General features: G+C 74.9%; 7 protein-coding genes (1 of these 7 only partly in view). 5 read left to right on the top strand and 2 right to left on the bottom strand.

Features of this window, described 5'->3' with window-relative positions:
* The 3 genes in view from ACZ6TV_RS30725 to ACZ6TV_RS30715 are tightly spaced (each overlapping or abutting the next) and all read left to right on the top strand, a layout consistent with a single transcriptional unit that may run on beyond the window.
* Window positions 1-1,083, top strand: the end of a protein-coding gene (locus ACZ6TV_RS30725; RefSeq protein WP_465300777.1) for a TauD/TfdA family dioxygenase. It extends 1,104 nt beyond the left edge of the window; the window shows 1,083 of its 2,187 coding nt (coding positions 1,105-2,187); the start codon falls outside the window, past its left edge; its stop codon occupies window positions 1,081-1,083.
* Window positions 1,080-6,383 (top strand): amino acid adenylation domain-containing protein, encoded by a 5,304-nt coding sequence (locus ACZ6TV_RS30720; protein ID WP_465300776.1) that lies wholly within the window; start codon window positions 1,080-1,082, stop codon window positions 6,381-6,383. Before ACZ6TV_RS30725 ends, ACZ6TV_RS30720 begins: the two co-directional genes overlap by 4 nt.
* The gene (locus ACZ6TV_RS30715) at window positions 6,376-7,557 is read left to right on the top strand and encodes a trans-sulfuration enzyme family protein (RefSeq protein WP_465300775.1); all 1,182 of its coding nucleotides are present in this window, start codon (window positions 6,376-6,378) and stop codon (window positions 7,555-7,557) included. Before ACZ6TV_RS30720 ends, ACZ6TV_RS30715 begins: the two co-directional genes overlap by 8 nt.
* Before the next feature lie 131 nt (window positions 7,558-7,688).
* Here the strand turns inward: ACZ6TV_RS30715 and ACZ6TV_RS30710 are convergent, their stop codons facing one another.
* Both ACZ6TV_RS30710 and ACZ6TV_RS30705 read right to left on the bottom strand, forming a co-directional pair.
* Window positions 7,689-7,994, bottom strand: a complete 306-nt coding sequence (locus tag ACZ6TV_RS30710; RefSeq protein WP_203844309.1) for a WXG100 family type VII secretion target — start codon at window positions 7,992-7,994, stop codon at window positions 7,689-7,691.
* 15 nt (window positions 7,995-8,009) lie between these two features.
* A complete protein-coding gene (locus ACZ6TV_RS30705; protein ID WP_465300774.1) occupies window positions 8,010-8,894 on the bottom strand; it encodes a hypothetical protein in 885 nt (294 codons plus the stop codon).
* Window positions 8,895-8,988: 94 nt separating this feature from the next.
* Between ACZ6TV_RS30705 and ACZ6TV_RS30700 the strand changes: the two genes are divergently transcribed.
* Both ACZ6TV_RS30700 and ACZ6TV_RS30695 read left to right on the top strand, forming a co-directional pair.
* Window positions 8,989-16,857, top strand: a complete 7,869-nt coding sequence (locus ACZ6TV_RS30700; RefSeq protein ID WP_465300773.1) for a hypothetical protein — start codon at window positions 8,989-8,991, stop codon at window positions 16,855-16,857.
* Entirely contained in the window at window positions 16,854-19,217 is a 2,364-nt protein-coding gene (locus ACZ6TV_RS30695; protein WP_465300772.1) for a right-handed parallel beta-helix repeat-containing protein, read from the top strand. The genes ACZ6TV_RS30700 and ACZ6TV_RS30695 overlap by 4 nt, the downstream gene beginning before the upstream one ends.
* Window positions 19,218-19,225 lie beyond the last annotated feature (8 nt).

The raw sequence follows: 19,225 nt of genomic DNA, 5'->3' as shown, positions 1-19,225 counted from the left end.
TACCCCCCCCCCCCCCCCCCCCCCCCCCCCCCCCCCCCCCCCCCCCCCCCCCTCCCCTCCCCCTCCCCCCCCCCCCCCCCCCCCCCCCCCCCCGCAACCGGCACGGTCACCCCGCCGGTGTCCCGGCGGGTGCTCGTGGACGACGTGTTCGTGCTGCTCATGGAGGCCACCGTCGCCGACCTCGACCTGGCCGGATGGCTCGCCGACCGGGGCGAGGAACTGCGGCAGGAGCTGGACCGCTACGGCGCGGTGCTCTTCCGCGGCTTCGAGGTGGGCACCGCCGACGACTTCAGCAAGGCCGCCCGGGCGGTCAGCCCGGACCTGCTCGGCTACCTGGAGCGGGCCGCGCCCCGCCACGAGGTCGCCGACCGGGTGTTCACCTCCACCGAGTTCAACGCCGAGCACTGGATCCCGCTGCACCACGAGATGTCCTACTCGCACAACTGGCCCACCTACCTCTACTTCTGGTGCGCGCAGCCGGCCACCGGCAGCGGCGGGGCCACCCCGCTGGCCAGCGAGCGGGTCATCACGCCGCTGATCCCCGCCGACGTGCGGGAGCGGTTCCTGCGCTCCGGCGTCAGCTACGTGCGCAACTACGGTCCGCACCTGGACCTGCCCTGGCAGGAAGCGTTCCAGACCACCGGCCGGGCGGAGGTGGAGGCGTACTGCGCCGCCTCGGCGACCGAGTTCACCTGGCTGGACGGGGACGGGCTGCGCACCCGGGCCCGGCGGCAGGCGGTCGCCACCCACCCGCGGACCGGGGAGACGGTCTGGTTCAACCACGCCCACCTGTTCCACGTGTCCAACATGCCGGCGGAGGTGTCCGGCGCACTGCTGCGCGAGTACGGCCCGGAAGGGCTGCCCCGCAACGCGTACTACGGCGACGGCGAGCCGATCCCCGACGAGGTGGTCACCGGCATCCGCGAGCTGTACCGGCAGCACGCCGTCTCGGTGCCCTGGCAGCGCGGCGACGTGCTGGTCGTGGACAACTTCCTGGCCACACACGGGCGGGAACCCTTCAGCGGCGACCGGCAGATCCTCGTCGCCATGTCCGACCTCTACGTCAACCGGAGTGTGCTGTGAACGGGTACCGTCTGTCGCCGATCCAGCGGCTGGCCTGGTCGGGGAAGCAGGACCTGGTCCGGGCCCGGATCCGGCTGCGCCGGCCGCTGGACCGGGCGCGGTTGCAGGCCGCCGTCGACACGGTGGTGGCCCGGCACGAGGCACTGCGGCTGACCCTGGTGCACCACCCCGGCCTGCGGGTGCCGTTGCAGGACGTGGACGACAGCCGCGCCGTGGTGGTCGGCGCGCAGGGCGACCTGTCCGTCACCCTCACCGACGACGCCCTGGAACTGGCCGCCATCCCGTTGATCGCCGACCCGGCCGGCCTGCGCCTGGTCCTCGCGGACCTGGCCCGGGCCTACGCCGGCGAGGCGCTGCCGGACGACCCCGAGGCGCTGCAGTTCCTCGACGTCGCCGAGTGGCAGCTCGAGGAGCGGGAGAAGGCCCCGGCCCCCGCGCCCACCGCCCCGGCCGCGCGGCTGGTCACCCCGCACGGGGACGACCCGAGCGCGGTGGTCACCGCGTCCGTGCCCGCCGCCGCCCTGGCCGCCGCCGCCCGGCCCGCGGGTGTCGAGCCGGCCACCGTGCTCCTGGCCGCCTGGGCCCTCGCGGTCTCCCGCCGGGCCGAGGCACCGGACGGGGCCGACGAGGCGGACCTGGTGCTGGCCCGGTGGAGCGACGGCCGCCAGGCCGCCGGCACCGCCGAGGTGGTCGGCCCGCTGGGCGGCTACGGCCCGCTCCGGCTGGCCCTGCCGCTGCCCGCCGCCCCCGCCGACCTGCTGACCCTCGTCCGCGCCGCCGAGGTCGCCGCCGACGACACGTTCCACCTGGTCGAACCGGTGAGCGAGCAATCCGGGGCCGTCGCCGGCTTCGCGGTGCTGCCCGCCGTGGACCCGGCCACCGTGGCCGGCCTCGACGGCGTCGCGGTGGAGGTCGCCGCCCCGCCGCCGGCCGCCGGCCCGCAGCTCACCGCGCTGACCGACGGCGAGCAGGTCACCCTGCGGGTGCTCGGCGGGCAGTGGCTGCTCGACACGCTGCTGACGATCCTGCGGACCCTGCCCGCCGCGCTCACCGAGGGCGTCCCGCCGGTCGTGCTCGGCGACGGGGAGGCCCGCTGGCTGGCCGGCGCGGCCGGGACCACGTCCGACGCGCCGGTGCGGACCCTCGTCGACCTGCTCGACGCGGGCCTCGCCGGCACCGACCAGGACGCCGTGGCGGTGGTCGCCGCGGACGGCGAACACACCGTCGGTGAGCTGCGCGAACGGGCCGGGCGCTTGGCCGGCGCGCTGGCCGCGCGGGGACTGGCCGGCGTACCGGTCGGGGTGCTGGCCACCCGGTCCCGGGACACCGTCGTGGCGTTCCTCGGCGTGCTGCGGGCCGGGGCGGTGTTCGTCCCGCTGGACCCGGACGCCCCGGCGCAACGCCTCGCCGCCCAGATCCGCGCGGTCGGCGCGGAGGTCGTCGTCGGCGCCGGCGGGCCCTCAACAGTGACCGTCGTGACGGTCGACGAGCTGGTCGCGGCCGGTGACCGGCCGTCCGCCGCGGTGCCGGCCCCGGCCGACCCGGCATACGTGATCTTCACCTCCGGCTCCACCGGCACGCCCCGCCCGGTGCAGGTGTCGCACCGCGCCGCCGCGCACCTGGCCGACGCCCTGGAGCGGACCGTGTACGCGGACAGCCGCCCGGGGCTGCGGGTGGCGGTGAACGCGCCCCTCACCTTCGACGCCTCGGTGAAGCAGCTCGTGCAGCTCGGCCACGGCCGCAGCCTCTACCTCGTGCCCGAACAGATCCGCCGGGACGGGGCGGCGCTGGCCGCCGCGCTGGCCGACCACGACGTCGACGTGCTCGACCTGACTCCGTCCCACCTGCGCATCCTGCTCGCCGGCGCGGGCGACACCCGGCTGCCCGGCCTGCTGCTGCTCGGCGGGGAGGCCATCCCGCCGGACCTCTGGGAGACGGTGGCGGCGCTGCCCGGCGTCCGCGCGGTCAACCTGTACGGCCCGACCGAATGCACGGTGGACACCAGCGCGGCGCGGGTGCGCACCGGGGACGCCCCGACCATCGGCCGGCCGCTGCCCGGCGTCGCGGTCTGGGTGCTCGACGAGCGGCTGCTGCCGGTGCCGCCGGGCGTGGCCGGGGAACTCTGCGTCAGCGGGCCGCAGCTCGCCGACGGGTACCTGGGCGACCCGGAGACCACCGCGCGGCGGTTCGTGCCGGTGGCCCTGCCGTCCGGCCGCACCGAACTGGTGTACCGCACCGGCGACCGGGTCCGCTTCGACGCCGACCTCCGGCTGCGGTACCTGGGCCGCCTGGACGACCAGGTGAAGATCCACGGCTTCCGGGTGGAGCCCGGCGAGGTCGCCGCGGTCCTGCGCGAGCACCCGGAGGTCGCCGACGCCGCCGTGGTGGCCCGCGACGACGACGGGCACGCCGACCGGCTCGTCGCCTACGTCCGGCCGGGGAGCCGGGCTGCGGCCGTCGACCTGGAACGGATCGCCGGGATCAACCCGCACGAGACCCGCTACCTCTACGACGAGATCTTCGTCCAGCAGGTCTACCTGCGCGACGGCATCGTGCTGCTGCCCGGGGCGACCGTGCTCGACGTGGGCGCGAACATCGGCATGTTCTCGCTCTTCGTCCACAGCGTCTGCCCGGACGCGACCATCCACGCGTTCGAGCCGGTGCCGTCGGTGGTCGACGTGCTGCGACGCAACGTCGCCGAGTTCGGCGCACCGGCCACGGTGCACGGGTACGGGCTGTCCCGGACGCCGGGCGAGGTGTCCTTCACCTACTACCCGGGCTACTCGATGATGTCCGGCCACGCAGTGTACGCCGACCCGGACGCCGAGGTGGCGGTGATCAAGCGGTACCTCGCCAACGAACGGGACGCCGGTGCGGACGAGCGGGACGTCCTGCTCGACCGGGTCGACGAACTGCTCGCGGAACGCTTCGCCGGCCGGGAGCTCACCGTGCCGGTCAGGCCGCTGTCGGCCGTCCTCGACGAGCTCGCCCTGGAGCGGATCGACCTGCTGAAGATCGACGTGCAGCGCGCCGAGGCGGACGTGCTCGCCGGGCTGGAGGACCGGCACTGGCCGCTGGTCGCCCAGGTCGCCATGGAGGTGCACGACGCGGCCGGCACCGGCACCGAGGGCCGGCTGGACGAGCTGATCGCGTTCTTCGAGAAGCGCGGCTTCGACGTCGTCACCCGGCAGGACGACCTGCTCGCCGGCACCGACCGGCACACCCTGCACGCGGTGCGCCCGCAGTACGCCGCCGATCCGCGCCCGGCGGTGGTCGTCCCGCCCGAGCCGCCGGCCCGCCCGCTGCAGGAGCGCCTGACCGGCTGGCTGGCCGACCGGCTCCCGGCCCACCTGGTCCCGGCCGCGGTGGTGCTCCTCGACGAGCTGCCCCTGACCCGCAACGGCAAGCTCGACCGGGCGGCGCTGCCCGCGCCCCGCATCGACCGGCCCCGCGACAGCGCGGCGGTGACGCCCGAGAACCGGGCCGAGGAGATCCTGGTCGAGGCGTGGCGCGAGGTCCTCGGGGCGGCGACCGTCGGCGTGACCGACAGCTTCTTCACCCTCGGCGGCGACTCCATCCGCAGCATCCAGATGCAGGTCGCGGCGAACAAGCGGGGGCTGTCCTTCCCGCTCAACGACATCTTCACGTACCAGTCGATCCGGGAGCTCGTCACGCACGGGCAGATCACCCTCACGGGTGTCGATGGCACCCCGGCCGCCGAGGTGGGGCAGGCCGCGCGCTTCGCGCTGGTCACCGCCGCCGACCGGGCACTGCTCCCGGCCGGGCTCGCCGACGCGTACCCGATGACCGCACTGCAGCAGGGCATGCTCTACCACTGCGAGCTGACCGGCGACCCGGCGATGTACCACAACGTCACCGCGCACCGGATCACCGCGCCGCTGGACGCCGCGGCGCTGCGTCGCGCGCTGGCCGGTCTGGTGGCCGCCGCCCCGGTGCTGCGGACCGGGTTCGCGCTGGGCGCGTACTCCGAGCCGTTGCAGCTCGTGCACGCGGACGTGCCGGTCGAGGTGCCGGTGACGGACCTGGCCGGCGCCGATCCGCAGGCCCGCCGGGCGCGGGTCGACGAGCTGGTGGCGCAGGAGCGGGTACGCCCGTTCGACTGGACCGGCCCGCCGCTGCTGCGGCTGCACGCCGTCCGCGAGGACGCCGACGCGTTCACCCTGATCGTCGCCGAGCACCACGCCATCCTCGACGGCTGGAGCCTGCACCTGTTCCTCGCCGACCTGCTCGCCGCGTACGACCGGGAGCGGGGCGGCACGGCCCGCCCGGCCCGCCCCGGCCTGCCGTTCCGGGAGTACGTGGCGGCCGAGCGGCGCGCCCTCGCCGACCCGGTCACCCGCCGGTTCTGGCTGGACGGCCCCGGCGCGGTGCCGCCGCTGCTGCTCGGCGGGCCCGACCCACGGACCACCACCACCCGGCGGGTGCCGCTCCAGGAGCACACGACCGGCACGGTCACCGACGCGGCCCGGACCGCCGGGGTGCCGATCAAGTCCTGGCTGCTCGCCGTCCACCTGCGGCTGATCGGCGAGCTCTCCGGCCGGGACGACGTGGTCAGCGGCCTGGTGGTCGGCGGCCGGCCGGAGGGGGACGGCAGCGACGCCACCCTCGGACTGTTCCTCAACACCCTGCCGGTGAGCGTGCAGCTGGGCACCCGGTCCCTGGCCGAGCTGGCCGCCGAGGTGTGGCGGGTCGAGCGGGAGCTGATGGGACACCACCGCTTCCCGCTCGCCGAGATCGTCCGCGCCGGTGGGGCCGGCCCCCGCTTCGACCACTTCTTCAACTGGACCCACTTCCCGAACGGGCCGGCCGGCGGCGGCAGCCGCATCGTCGACAGCCGGGGCATCACCGTGGACGTGGCGTTCAGCCTCGCCGCCGACGCCGAACTGGACGCCGAGACCGGCCGCCTCGCCCTCACCGTCCAGTACGACCACCGGCACGTCACCGCGGACCGGGTGGAGACCTTCGCCGACGGCTTCCGCCGGCTGCTGGCGGCCGACCCGGCCGCGCCGCTGCCGGCCGTGGCCACCCGCGGACCGGCGGCCGCCGACGACGCGCGGGCCCGGTGGGCGCCCCGGGTGGCGGCGGCCTGGCAGGAGGTGCTCGGGGCCGCGCCGCGCGACCCGGCCACCGACTTCGTGACCGCCGGCGGCGACTCGCTGCGCGCGCTGCGGCTGGTCACCGTGCTGCGGCAGCGCCACGGCAGCGACCTCACGCTGCCCGAGTTCGTGACGCTGGGAAGCTACGCCGCGCTGCTGGACAGGGTCGCCCGCGATGCCTGACGGCTTCGGCACCACCGCCGTGCACGGCGACGACGACCTGATCCCGGGCGGGGCGGTGGCGCCACCGATCGTGCAGAGCGTGACCTTCAGCGCCGAGTCCGACGAGCGGTTCACCGCGATCGCCACCGAGACCAGGGGCAGCAGCTTCTACACCCGGTACGGCAACCCCAACCACGCCCAGGTGGCCGCCGTGGTCGCCGAGCTGGAGGGCGCGGAGACGGGGCTGGTCACCGCCTCCGGGATGGGCGCGATCAGCACCGTCGCGCTGGCCCTGCTCTCCGCCGGGGACCACGTGGTGGTGCAGCGCAGCACGTACGGCGGCACCACCTCGCTCGCCACCGGCCTGCTGGCACGCTTCGGGGTCTCGTGCACCCAGGTCGACCAGACCGACACCGGGGCGTTCGAACGGGCGTTGCGTCCGCGGACCCGCCTGGTGCTGGTGGAGACGCCGAGCAACCCGCTGCTGGAGCTGACCGACCTGACGGCCGTGGCCGAGCTGGCCCATGCGGCGGGCGCGCTGATGGTGGTCGACAACACCTTCGCCACGCCGGTGAACCAGCGTCCGATGAGCGCCGGGGCGGACCTGGTCTGGCACAGCGGCACCAAGTTCCTCGGCGGCCACTCCGACGTGTCGGCGGGAGTGGTCGTCGGCTCCGCCGAGCTGGTCGACCGGGTGTGGCAGACGGCGATCGTCACGGGCAGCACCCTCGGCCCGGTGGACGCCTGGCTGCTGCTGCGCGGCATCCGTACGCTGCCGCTGCGGGTGGAGCGGCACAACGCCAACGCCCTCGCCCTGGCCCGGGCCCTGGAGGGGCACCCGGCGGTGAGCAGGGTCCGCTACCCGGGGCTGCCGTCGCATCCCCAGCAGGCGCTGGCCCGACGGCAGATGACCGGCTTCGGCGGGGTGCTCAGCGTCGACCTGAAGGCGGGTCGGGCGGGGGTCGCCGCGCTGCTGGCCGGGCTGCGGCTGGCCAAGCGCGCGGCCAGCCTAGGCAGCGTCAGCACCCTGGTGGTGCACCCCCGGTCGATGTGGGCGGGGATCGTGGACGCCGGACAGCTGGACGCCACCGGGATCGGGGACGGGCTGGTCCGCGTCTCCACCGGCATCGAGGACACCGCCGACCTGGTGGACGACTTCCTGGCGGCGCTGGACAACCCGGCCGACCTGGATTAGTCGGGCGTGACTCGTCCGCCGCTCAGGCGGGCGACCCGACGATGGAGCTGACGTCGCCCGGCGGGTCCTGCGTGGCTGATCTCTGCCCCTGCTGGTCCGTCCCGGGAACGGACCAGCAGCGGCCGGGTGGGTCAGGAGCCGGCGGAGCGGATCTTGCCGGCCATGTCGACGTCCATCTCCTCCATCGAGGTGCGGATGTCGCGGAACTGCTTCGCGAAGTCGTTGATGCCCTTCATCGCGGCGAGAAGGCTGGTGTTGAACTTGTCGTAGGACTCCTTCATCGCGGGGCTGGACTGCTGGAAGACGAGGCCGTCCTCGAGCAGGTTGGACACGTCGCTGCGCAGGGACTCGAGCATCGGGAGGATGTCGCGGACGGCGCCGTCGAGGCGGGTCGAGGTGGCCTCGATCTTGTCGTAGTCGAGTGAGATGTTGGGCATGGCGGGCTCCTTCGGTCAGACGCCGATCGGGTAGCTGGAGTAGTCGGTCTCGTCCTCGGGCGTGGTCTTCTCGACCTCGTCCCATCGCGCGTACTGATCGCCGCGCGTGTACTTGGTCACCGTGCCGTTGCTCTCGGTCACGGTCATCGTGCCGCCGCCGCCCTCGTTCAGGGCGATGACGGTGTGCGTGGTCGAGCCGTCGCCCGCCGTGGTGTCGGTCACCGAGGAGCCGTGCTCGCCCGTCGTCGTCACCGAGTGGGTCGTGCTGCCGTCGCTGTAGGTGGTGTCCGTCGTGTACGACGTGCGATCCGCCGAATACGTGGTGGTCGAGGTGTACCGCTGGTCGCCGTTGACGACCGTGGTCTCCTCCTTGATCACGTTGTAGTTCTCGTCGAGCGTCAGGTGGGTGTGCACCGATCCCGTCTCGGTCGTGATCGTCGAGTCGGTCGGCGGCGGACCCGGGTCGGTCGCGGAGCAGAAGCCCGGCATCGACCCGTCCGGGCCGGGCACGCAGTCACCGCGGTGCGCCTGCAGGTAGTCCCAGGCGTCCTTGGAGTCCTTCCAGCGGTCCAGGTCCAGGCTGGCGCCCATCATGCCCATCCCGTTGGCGATCTGGGCGTCGACGTCGAAGTACCCGTCGGCGACCGCGCCGAAGATGTCACCGAGCTCCCGCAGGTCGTCCTCGGCCTTGCTCATCGGGTGCTGGGCCATCCGGTACAGGCTGCGAAACGACCCAGCCAGTCCGTCGTTGCCGAACACCGCGTCCGAGTCCTCGTACTCGATACTGCCGACCTGCGAGAACACCGTGTCGCCGAGTTTCGGCCCGATCCGGTCGGCGAGATCGTGCAGGTCCTTCTTGGCCTCGTGCAACAGCCCGTAGTCGATGGCGAAGTCGGGCAACGCGGCCTCCTCTCGTGGTCCCGCCTCGACCACGTGTGAACCGTCCGGCGGGTTCACACGTGGTCATGCAGATCCGGAGCGAGGGGGTGTCCGCGTGCCACGACCGACCGACTGGGACAAGGTCGGCCTCGGCGGCGACCCGACCCCCGGCGACCCCGCCCGGATCGACGAGGTCATCGCCTCGCTGCGCAGCCTCGGCACCGTCGCCCGCGAGGTCGACACCGCGCTCGCCGCCGTCCTGGACACCGCCGGCCCGGAGGCGTTCGCCGGCAAGACCGCCGAGGCGCTGCGGGAGAAGATCAGTGGCCGGCTGCGCGGCTTCGTGCAGAGCCTCGCCGAGGCGTTCGAGTGGTCGGCGGCGGCGCTCACCACCTACGTGGCGGTGATGCGCGACGAGCAGTGGCGCGCCGACCAGGCCCTCAACCAGGCCCGCGGGATGACCGAGGACGACCCCGGCCGGCCGGCGCTCACCGACACCGCCCGCACCGCGGGGGAGCAGCAGAGCGCCGCGGCCGACACCGCGTCGAACCGGATCGTCGAGGCGTACCAGAACATCAAGCAGCCCGTCTCCGGCTGCGAGGAGTTCTGGGAGATCTTCAAGTGGATCGCGATCGCCCTGATCCTGCCGGCGCTGGTCTTCGGCGGCCCGATCGCGCTCGTGGCCATCGGCGTCAACCTGGCCCTGTTCATCAAGACCGCGGTCGACTTCGCCCACGGCAACGCCACCGCGCTGGAGTTCTTCCTCTCCGCCCTGGGCATTCTCGCCCCGACCACCCGGGCCGTGCCGATCTTCCAGATCATCGCCGCCGGCGCGAAGTTCGCCTGGAACGGGCTGAAGGCCGGCGCGTTCGCGGTGTTCAAGTTCTTCGGCAACGCGTTCCGCGGCATCATCAGCCACCCCTTCGTGATCTTCCCAGGACTGCACGACATCGCGACCGTCGCCGGCACCTGGATCCGCAACGGCGCCCTGTGGCTGCGGACCGGCATCACCGACCTGCCCGCCCTCACCGGCATCGCGCTGTCGAAGACGGGGCTCTTCATCGTCAACGGCGTCCGCGGGATCCAGGCCTTCGCCACGGGCGTGCCCTCGATGGTCGCCAAGTTCGGCGCCAGCACCTGGACGTTCCTGAAGACCGAGTTCGGCGGCAACCGCTGGCTGCGGCTCTTCCTGCCCGCCGAGGCCGACGAGCTGCACCTCGGCGTGTGGAAGGCGACGAAGCTCGCCGTCTTCGACCGCGGCGTCATGGGGCATCACCTGTACGGCCTGCCCCGACCGCACGTCTTCCTCCCGGAGAGCGGGGGCGGCGGCGTACACCTGGATCTCAACGACGTGCGCACCGGCAACCTCACCGTCCCGCCCCGCATCGAGACCGTCAACGTCGGGTCGTTCGAGGGCATCGGCAGGATCACCCCGACCCCGCCGGCGATGCAGCTGCACAGCACGATCGGCGACGGCTTCCACTTCAGCGGCGACGCGGTCCGCAGCATCGACGCCATCATGCTGTCGCCGATGGACACGCTGAGCCGGGTGCGGCTGGAGGGCATGACCATCGGCATGCCGCCCCTGCACACGATCGACCCCGGCACGGGCGTCAGCGCCGGCGTGCACCTGCAGCCGGTGTCGCCGGCGCAGCACGCGGGCGTCGGCGGCAACCTGCACCTGCCGGCTATCTCCGCGGTCACCGCCCCGCCGCCGAGCGCACTGCTCGGCGGCGTCCACCTCGGTGAGACCGGCTCCATGGCGGGCGCCGTCCACCTGACCCCGCCGGGCGCCGTCCTCGCCAACGCCGTCCCGCCGTCGAGCGTCCTCGCCAACGCCGTCCCGCCGCCGTCCGGGCTCACCCACGCGGGCGCCGCGCCGGTCCTCGCGACGGCCGTGCCGCCACCGGCGGGTCTCACGCATGCCGGTGTTTCTCCGGTACCGGCAAATGCCGCGCCCCCACCGGCGGTCATCGCGAACGGCGTACCGGCGCCGGGCGGGTTCACGCACAGCGGTCCCGCGCCGGTCGCGCTCGGGGACGCGATCACGCCGGGCACCCTCACGCACGCCACCCCGGTCCCGTCGGTGCACAACGGCCTGCACCTCGGCCCGCCGCCCTCGGCGCACGCGGGGGCGATGGACCTGCTCGCCCAGCACCCGGGTGCGGCGCCCACCGCGCACACGCTGATCGGCACCCCGGGTGGCGCGGTCAACGGGGCCGGCGCCCGCATCGGCGACCACACGGGCCTCGCGATCGGCGCCCAGCACGTGTCGCAGGACCTCGGCGCCGTGAGCCGGGGCCTCGACACCCCGCCGGTGTCGCAGTTCGTCGTCACCCGCCTCGACGGCGTCTCCGCCCATCCCGGCGCCCCGGCCACGACCCCGGCCCACCTCGCCGGCGCCCCGCCCGGCCCGAACGGCGCCACGGTCCCGACCCACCTCGCCGGCGGCCCGCCCAGTTCGAACGGTGTCCCGGGCCTGTCCGCGACTCCGGCCCATCTCGAAGGCGCTCCGCCCGGCTCGATCGGCGCCCCGGCGCACTTCGCCGGCGGCCCGCCCGGGTCGAACGGCGCCCCGACCCATGTCGCCGGCGCCCCGGCGGACGTGAACGGCGCGCTGCACGCGGCGCCGCACAACGGTGAGCTGGTCGTCCCGCACACCCCGGTGCCGCACAGGGCCGATCCGTCCGCCCTGCACGGCCCGCCCCCGCGCGACCCCGGTGCCCCGGCGGTCCACGGCCCGCACACCGCCGGCACTCCCGCGGTCCACGTGCCCACCGGCGCGTCGGGCAGCCCCGCCCACCTCGCCGGTGTGCAGCCCCCGCCCCCGGTCGCCCAGCTCGCCGTCGACGTCCGAGCCCTGAACGGCGTGGACAACACGGTCCGCACCGGCACCGGCGTCGACCCGGGCCCGGGCGGACGGGCCGGCACCGGCATCGACCCAGGTCCGGGTGGACGGGCCGGCACCGGCGTCGACCTGGGTCCGGGCGGACGGGCCGGCAGCGACATCGACCCCGGGCCGGCCACCCCACCCGGCGGCGGCGCGGCGGACGCCGGCGTCGACCCGGTCACCGTCACCCTCGCGCTCGGCCTGCTGCAGACGCAGATCGGCCGGGGCGCGCCGCACACCGGCGGCGCCGCGGTCCGGGACGCCGGCGCCACCCCGGCCCCGCCGGTGTCGAACGCCCGCCCGACCGGCGCGCAGCTGGACGCCGCCTGGCAGCGGGACAGCAACCGCATCGCCGGGCTGTTCGGCGCCATGGACGATCCGCTGCGCCGGCAACGCCTGGAGACCTGGGGCCAGTACACGGGAGCCCGCAACGAACTCGGTCGCGTCGAGGCACTCTGGAACGACATCCAGGCCCGGCCCGGGCAGTCGTCCAGCGGCCCGGGCATCGCCCACGTGCACGCCGGCAACGCCCACCAGGCCGCCCTCATGCGCGTCGAACGCCTGGAGACCGAGCTGCGCGGCCTCGGCGTCAACCCGGCCGCGATGGACGCCCGGATCTCCGAGCTCACCGCCAGCTCGCTGCGGGACCGGCCGCGGCTGCTCGGTGGCGGCGGCAACCTCTCGCGGATCGTCGACGACCTGTGGGCCGGCGCGCCGATCGACGGGCACGTCGTGCTCCGCGGCGCCGACGGTGGCGGGCTCGGGCTGCGGGTCGACGAGCACGTCGACGCGGCCGGTGCGGTGCAGCTGCGGCTGATCGACGACGACGGCGCCGTGGTGCCGCACCTGACCGTGACGGAGTTCGACGGCGGGTACCAGATCGGCGGCGGCACCGGGTTCCGCCGCTTCGACGCCGACGGCGACCTCACCGAGGTCGGCACGGTCCTGCGCGGGCTCGACGGGCACGACCTGCAGGGCCGGTTCGTGGTGGAGCCGGTCGGCGGGTACGCCATGGGCGGCGTGCGGATCGAGAGCACCGGCGGCCACGCGATCACGCAGCACGGCGACGGCTTCCAGGTCGCCGACGGCGCCGGCTTCCACCGCTTCGACGCCACGGGCACCGCGACGGCCACCGGCCGCCCGCTGCGGGACGCGACCGGCGCCCCCGTCGGCGGCCAGTTCGTCGTGACCCACGGCCCCGGCGGGCACACCGTCGAGGTCGCCGACCCCAGGTTCACCACGGCCGTGCACGGCGGCGGGTTCCAGGTGACGGACACGGCCGCACACAATGGTTTCCAGCGCTTCGACCACACCGGCGCGCTCACCGAGACCGGCCGGCCGCTGCGGGACGCGGGCGGCGGCGTGCTCGGCGACCGCTTCCACGTCCAGCCGGTCGGCGGTGCGCCGGCCCGCATCGAGGTCACCGACGCCAGGTTCACGGTCGCGGGGCACGGGCCGGGGTTCCAGGTCACCGACACCGCGGCGCACCACGCGTTCCAGCGGTTCGACCAGGCCGGCACCCTGACCGCGACGGGCCGCCCGCTCACCGACACGGGCGGCGGGGTCCTCGACCACCGGTTCTGGGTGACGGACGCGCACGGCGCCGGCGGCCGGATCGAGGTCACCGATCCCAGGTACACGGTCGCGGCGCACGGCGGCGGGTTCCAGGTGACGGACACCGCCGCGCACCACGGCTTCCAGCGCTTCGACGGCACCGGCGCGCTCACCGAGACCGGCCGGCCGCTGCGGGACGCGGGCGGCAACGTGCTCGGCGACCGGTTCCACGTCCAGCCGACCGGCGGCGCGGCCGCTCGCGTCGAGGTCACCGACCCCCGGTTCACGGTCACGGCGCACGGCGGCGGCACCCAGATCACGGACACGCTCGGCGGCAACGCGTTCCAGCGCTTCGACGGCGCCGGTACCCACCTCGTGACCGGCACGCCGGTGCACAACCTCGCCGGCCGGGCCGACCGGGTCGTGGTCACCCCGGCCGCCGGCGGTGCCGGGCACGTCGAGGATCTCGCCGGCGTGCGGATCCAGGGCCTCCAGGTCGCCGCCGACGGTGCCGGCCACCGGGTCACCGACCAGCTGGGCCTGCACGCCGGGGAGTTCCGCCGGTACGACGCCGCCGGCAACCTCCTGGAGCAGTCCTTCAACGTGCTGCGCGACGCGGCACCCACCACCCGGCAGTTCGTCGTCAACGCCACCGGCCGGACCTGGCACCTCGCCGACAACGGCGTCCAGCTGCCCGCCGGCGCGTTCCACGCCGGGACCGTCGACGCGGCCGCCGCCGGCTCGGGGCGGGTCCGGCTGCTCAACCGGTCCGGCGTCGAGGTCTTCGACCGGCGCCCGATCCCGGGCGGCACCAGCCTCGACGTGTTCCGCCGCATCGACGGCGACTTCGGCCGCACCGCGCAGCGCCCGCAGTGGGTGGAGCTCACCCCGGACGGCCGGGTCGTCGACCACGGTGTGCGCAGGTTCGACACCAACGCCGCCGGCTGGCGGGACGTCGACCACCGCGGCCGGCTCGTGCACGAGTTCCGGCAGGGCCTCGGCGGCGGCGACGTCGTGGGGCTGCGCGGCGCCCTCGGCGACTGGACCTGGCACCGCTTCGACGACGCCGGCAACCGGCTCGGTCACGGCCCCCGCACCCTGGACCGCGACGGCGGCTGGACCGACCGGCTGCCCCCGGCCGGCGGCAACCCCGGGCCGGTCGTGCAGCGCCAGTGGGGCACCGCGCACGGCCCCGCGAACGCCGGCGTGTATCAGCAGTTCGACCTCGGCGCCGGTGGCGTGCGCCGGGACACGTGGCAGGCGCACTCCCCGCACGGCAAGGACGCCGGGAAGCTCGAGGCGCTGCCGGGCGGCGACCGCCTGGAGACCCGCCGGTGGTCGGAGCAGCGGCCGCCGCAGTGGGCCCGCAGGTTCCTCGCCGGCGTCGACGAGGACGTGTTCCGCGCCAACCCGCACCTGCGCACCGACACCCGCTTCCAGCTCTACGAGTGGCGCCGCCTCGACGTCCACGGCAACGTGCGGGCGCAGGGCTTCCGGTTCGTCGGCATGAACGACGCCTCCTACGACTTCACCAACGCCGGCCGGTTCGTGCGCTCCACCGCCAAGCTCGACCACGGCAACACCCTGAAGGTCGGCCACGACACCGTCCCGCTCCCGGGCGGCGCGGCCCACGACGCCAACCGCATCCCGTGGACCGAGGGCAACGGCAACCTGTCGGGGCACCGGGTCAACGTCGGCCCGCACCCCGACGGCCGGATCTGGGAGGACCGGTTCGTCCCGGGGCGGCAGCAGGGCAACTGGTACGAGTTCGGCGGCCAGCAGCACCTCGTCGCCCGCGCCGGGTACGCCGACGGCTCGGTCAAGGAGTTCCACCGCCCGCCCGCCGCCGGTGCCGCCGACGGCGGGTTCGCCAGCCGCGGCGCCGCGCACGAAGGCACCGGCGTCTGGGTGCGCAAGGACCCGCACGGCGTGGTCATCGGCCGTGGCGACGACTGGCCGGACCCGGCCGGCGGCGTCCGCCGGGTCGAGGCCGCCGCCCCGGAGCGCGCCGGCGCGTGGAGCTGGTCCGGCTACGACGCGCGCAGCGACAGCCGCACCTGGCAGTGGCGCGACGGCGCCGGGCAGACCGGCACGCGCGAGTACGGGCGCGGCTTCAACGGCCCGCACACCACCTACGACGACTCGTTCCGCGACACGGTCCGCGGCGCCGACGGCCACCAGGTCCTCATCCGTGAGCGCCGGATGCTCGACGGTGGCGGCCACGTCGACTCGTGGCGGGTCGACCTGCCCGGCGGCGGGCACGAATGGCAGTGGCGGAAGATCGACAAGTACGGCAACGTGGCGGCGGCACCCGGCGCCAACCCGTTGCGCCGCTGGTGGGACACCAACGCCGGCAACGGCGCCGGCGGCTGGGTCGCCGACTGGTTCGGCGGCGCGACCCGCTTCCGCGACGAGGTCACCGACGGCGCCGGTGCCGTGGTCGTGGTCCGGGAGATCCCGGCGGGCGCGGAGATCGGCCGGATCCGCGAGTACACCGTCGGCACCCCCGGCGTGTGGCGCGAGTTCGACATGGGCGCCACCGTCCGGGAGCGCGCGCAGTTCGGCACCGGGTTCCTGGAGCGCGACGCCTGGCGCGGGCAGTGGCGCGAGTACGACAACACCGGGCTCACCATCGCCCGCCGCACCGACGACGGCTACGTCTTCGAACGCGGCGCCGGCGGGGGCTGGGAGCGCGTCGGCCGCGAGCTCGACTACCGCGGCGGCGTCACCGAGGTGCGCGGCTGGAATCGGCGCATCCGCGAGGCCAACCGCATGGAGTGGGGCGGCGAGCTGCGGCTCGGCACGCACACCGAGGCCCTGTACGAGCCGTACTGGAAGCTCGCCCTGCAGAAGGCGGCCCTGGAGTTCTCCCAGGAGTTCCTGCTCGAGTTCGCCGCGAACCTCGCCGTCAACGGCATCGTCGACGCGATCGCCGGCACCCAGTTCAACGGCAAGGACGTGCTGAAGGCGTTCGCCAACGCCGCCGTCGGCGCGGCCGTGAAGCAGGCCGTCGGCTCGCTCGTGCACGACAACAAGTTCGGCGCCATGCAACGCTCCGGCGACTGGAAGGCCGGCCTCGCCAACATCGACGGCGGCAAGGGCTGGCACCGCAAGCCGCTCAACCACGACAAGCACTGGTCCAACGAGTGGGCCGGCAACGAGACCGCGACCCGCTGGCGCGGCGGCACCTACGACTTCGCGTTCAACGTGCCGGTCGCCGGGCTCACCGGCTTCGTCAACGGCAGCATGAACGCGGCCGTCTTCGGCATCACCGACGCCAACGGCAACACCGTCTACCTGACCGGCGGCGCCGCCGTCTACGACGGGCTGTTGTCCGCCGCCGCCGGAGTCACCGGCGCCGTCACCACCAGCATCGCCAAGACGCTCTTCAACTCCGGCCTCGGCGGCCGGGCGTTCCACCGCCAGGGCGTCGCCGAGTTCGCGTTCCAGCTGCCCTGGAAGATCATCGAGAAGACGGTCACGTCGCAGCTCCTCAAGGAGTTCCGCATGCACGACAACCCCTGGTACTACGCCGGATGACCAGGGTCCTGACCGTCTCCGGCGCCCGTGGCGGCCGCGGCACCCACCGGACGATCGCCGAGGCCGTGCGCGCCGCCGCGCCCGGCGACACCGTCGTGGTCGCGCCGGGCCGCTATCCCGAGCCGGTCCACCTCGACCGCGACGTGCACCTGCGCCCGGAGCACGGCACCGGCAGCGTCGAGATCGGCACCCTGACCCTCACCGCCGCGGCCGCCACCGTCACCGGGCTGGTCGTGCGCGGGACCGACCCGTCCCGCCCCGCCGTGTCGGTCCAGGACGGCGCCGGCGTCATCCTGGACCACGTCGAGGTGCACGGCGGCCGGATCGAGGCCCGCGCGGCCGACGCCGTCGCCGCCGTCGTCCTGCGCGACGTCGCCGTGCACGGCGCCGCCGGCACGGCGCTGCACCTCGCCGGCGACGTCAAGGCCGAGGGCTTCGACGTGCGCCTGGAGACCGTCGCCGGGGTCGGGATCGTGCTGTCCGGCGCCGCCCAGTTCGCCGCGGTCCGGCTCCTCGTCCGCGCCACCGACGGATCCGGGATCCGCGTCCGCGGCACCGCCCGGCTCAGTCTCACCGACTGCCGGATCGACCGGGCCGGCCGCGACGGGCTCCTCGTCGAGGACGCCGCGGCCGTCGTCGCCGACGAGTCCCGCATCGACCTGCCCGGCGCCGCCGCCGTCCAGGTGTCCGGCGCCGCCCGGGTCAGGCTCACCGACTGCCGCATCACCGGGCCGGGCGCCAGCGGTCTCGTCGTCACCGACGATGCCGAGCTCACCGCGGCCGGCTGCACCGTCCGCGACGCCTCCGCCAACGCGCTCCTCGCCGTCGGCGCCGCCCGCGCCGTCCTCGACGGCTGCCACCTCACCAGCGCCGGGTTCAGCGCCGTGCACACCGGCGGCACCGCCGACGTGCAGCTCACCGCCTGCCGGGTGCGGCACGGCGCCGAGCACGGCGTGCACGCCGTGGAGCAGTCCCGGGTCACGCTCACCGACTGCGACCTGCGCGACCTCACCCTGACCGGCCTGCACGCCGGCGACCGCGCCTCCCTCACCGCGGCCGGCTGCACGATCTCCGACGTCGCCACCGGCGTGCGGATCGCCTCCTCGTCCCCCGCCGACCTGCGCCAGTGCGCCGTCCTGCGGCCCAAAGAGGTCGGCTTCGAGGTCGTCGCCGGCGGCGCGCTCACCCTGACCGGTGGCCGGGTCACCGACGCGGGTGCCGCGGGCATCGTGATCGACACGGCCGCCCCGGTCCTGATCACCGCCGCCGACGTCACCGGCGGGGGAGGCTCCGGACTGGTCGCGTGGACCGGCTCCCGCCCGCGGGTGGAAGGGCTGCGCGTCGACGGCGTCGCGAAGAACGGCATCTACGTCGCCCAGGGCGCCGGCGGGCAGTTCACCCGGTGCGACGTGACCGCGACCGGCTTCGCCGGCCTGCACGTCGACACCGCCACCGACCCGGTGTTCGAGGACTGCCGCATCCACGACGCCGTCACCGCGGTCGCGTCGCCGGCCACGTCCCCGGCGGTCACCGCCGTCCCCGCCCCGGACGAGCTGTCGCTCGACGACCTGCTCGGCGAGCTGGCCGAGCTGGTCGGCCTCGACCGGGTCAAACGCGACGTCGGCACGCTCGTCAAGCTCATGCAGACCGTCCGCCGCCGCGAGGAGGCCGGCCTGCCCGCCCCGCCGCTGAGCCGGCACCTGGTCTTCGCCGGCAACCCCGGCACCGGCAAGACGACCGTCGCCCGCCTCTACGGCCGGCTGCTCAAGGCCCTCGGCCTGCTGCGCCGCGGCCACCTCGTCGAGGTCGACCGCAGCGCCCTCGTCGGCGAATACGTCGGTCACACCGGCCCGAAGACCGCCGCCGCCGTCACCAGCGCCCTCGGCGGCGTCCTCTTCATCGACGAGGCCTACTCGCTCGTGCCCCGCTACGGCGGCAACGACTTCGGCCAGGAGGCCATCGCCACCCTCGTCAAGATGATGGAGGACCACCGCGACGACGTCATCGTCATTGTCGCCGGCTACCCGGGCGAGATGGACCGCTTCATCGGCGCGAACCCGGGCCTGGCCTCACGCTTCACCCGCACCCTGCACTTCGACGACTACGACACCCCCGAGCTGGTCGCCATCGTCGAACACCAGGCCGCCGGCCACCAGTACGAACTCACCGACGCCGCCCGCGGTGGCCTCGGCGACTACTTCACCGCCCTGCCCCGCGGTGAGGGCTTCGGCAACGGCCGCCTGGCCCGCCAGGTCTTCCAGGAGATGACCGAACGCCAGGCGCAACGCGTCGCCGAGCTCCCCGACGCCACCGGCGACGACCTCGTCCTGCTCGCCCCCGAAGACCTGCCCGCCCGATAGCCCGACTG

This window comes from Dactylosporangium sp. NPDC051087 (genome assembly GCF_055586325.1).
The sequence above is the reverse complement of the archived record's forward strand: the minus strand, read 5'-3'. Positions and strand labels throughout refer to the sequence as shown.

Bases quoted from the DNA above. Each gene is read 5' to 3' on its own strand.
- ACZ6TV_RS30715 (WP_465300775.1), top strand. From the start codon at position 6,376: ATGCCTGACGGCTTCGGCACCACCGCCGTGCACGGCGACGACGACCTG.
- ACZ6TV_RS30710 (WP_203844309.1), bottom strand. From the start codon at position 7,994: ATGCCCAACATCTCACTCGACTACGACAAGATCGAGGCCACCTCGACC.
- ACZ6TV_RS30695 (WP_465300772.1), top strand. From the start codon at position 16,854: ATGACCAGGGTCCTGACCGTCTCCGGCGCCCGTGGCGGCCGCGGCACC.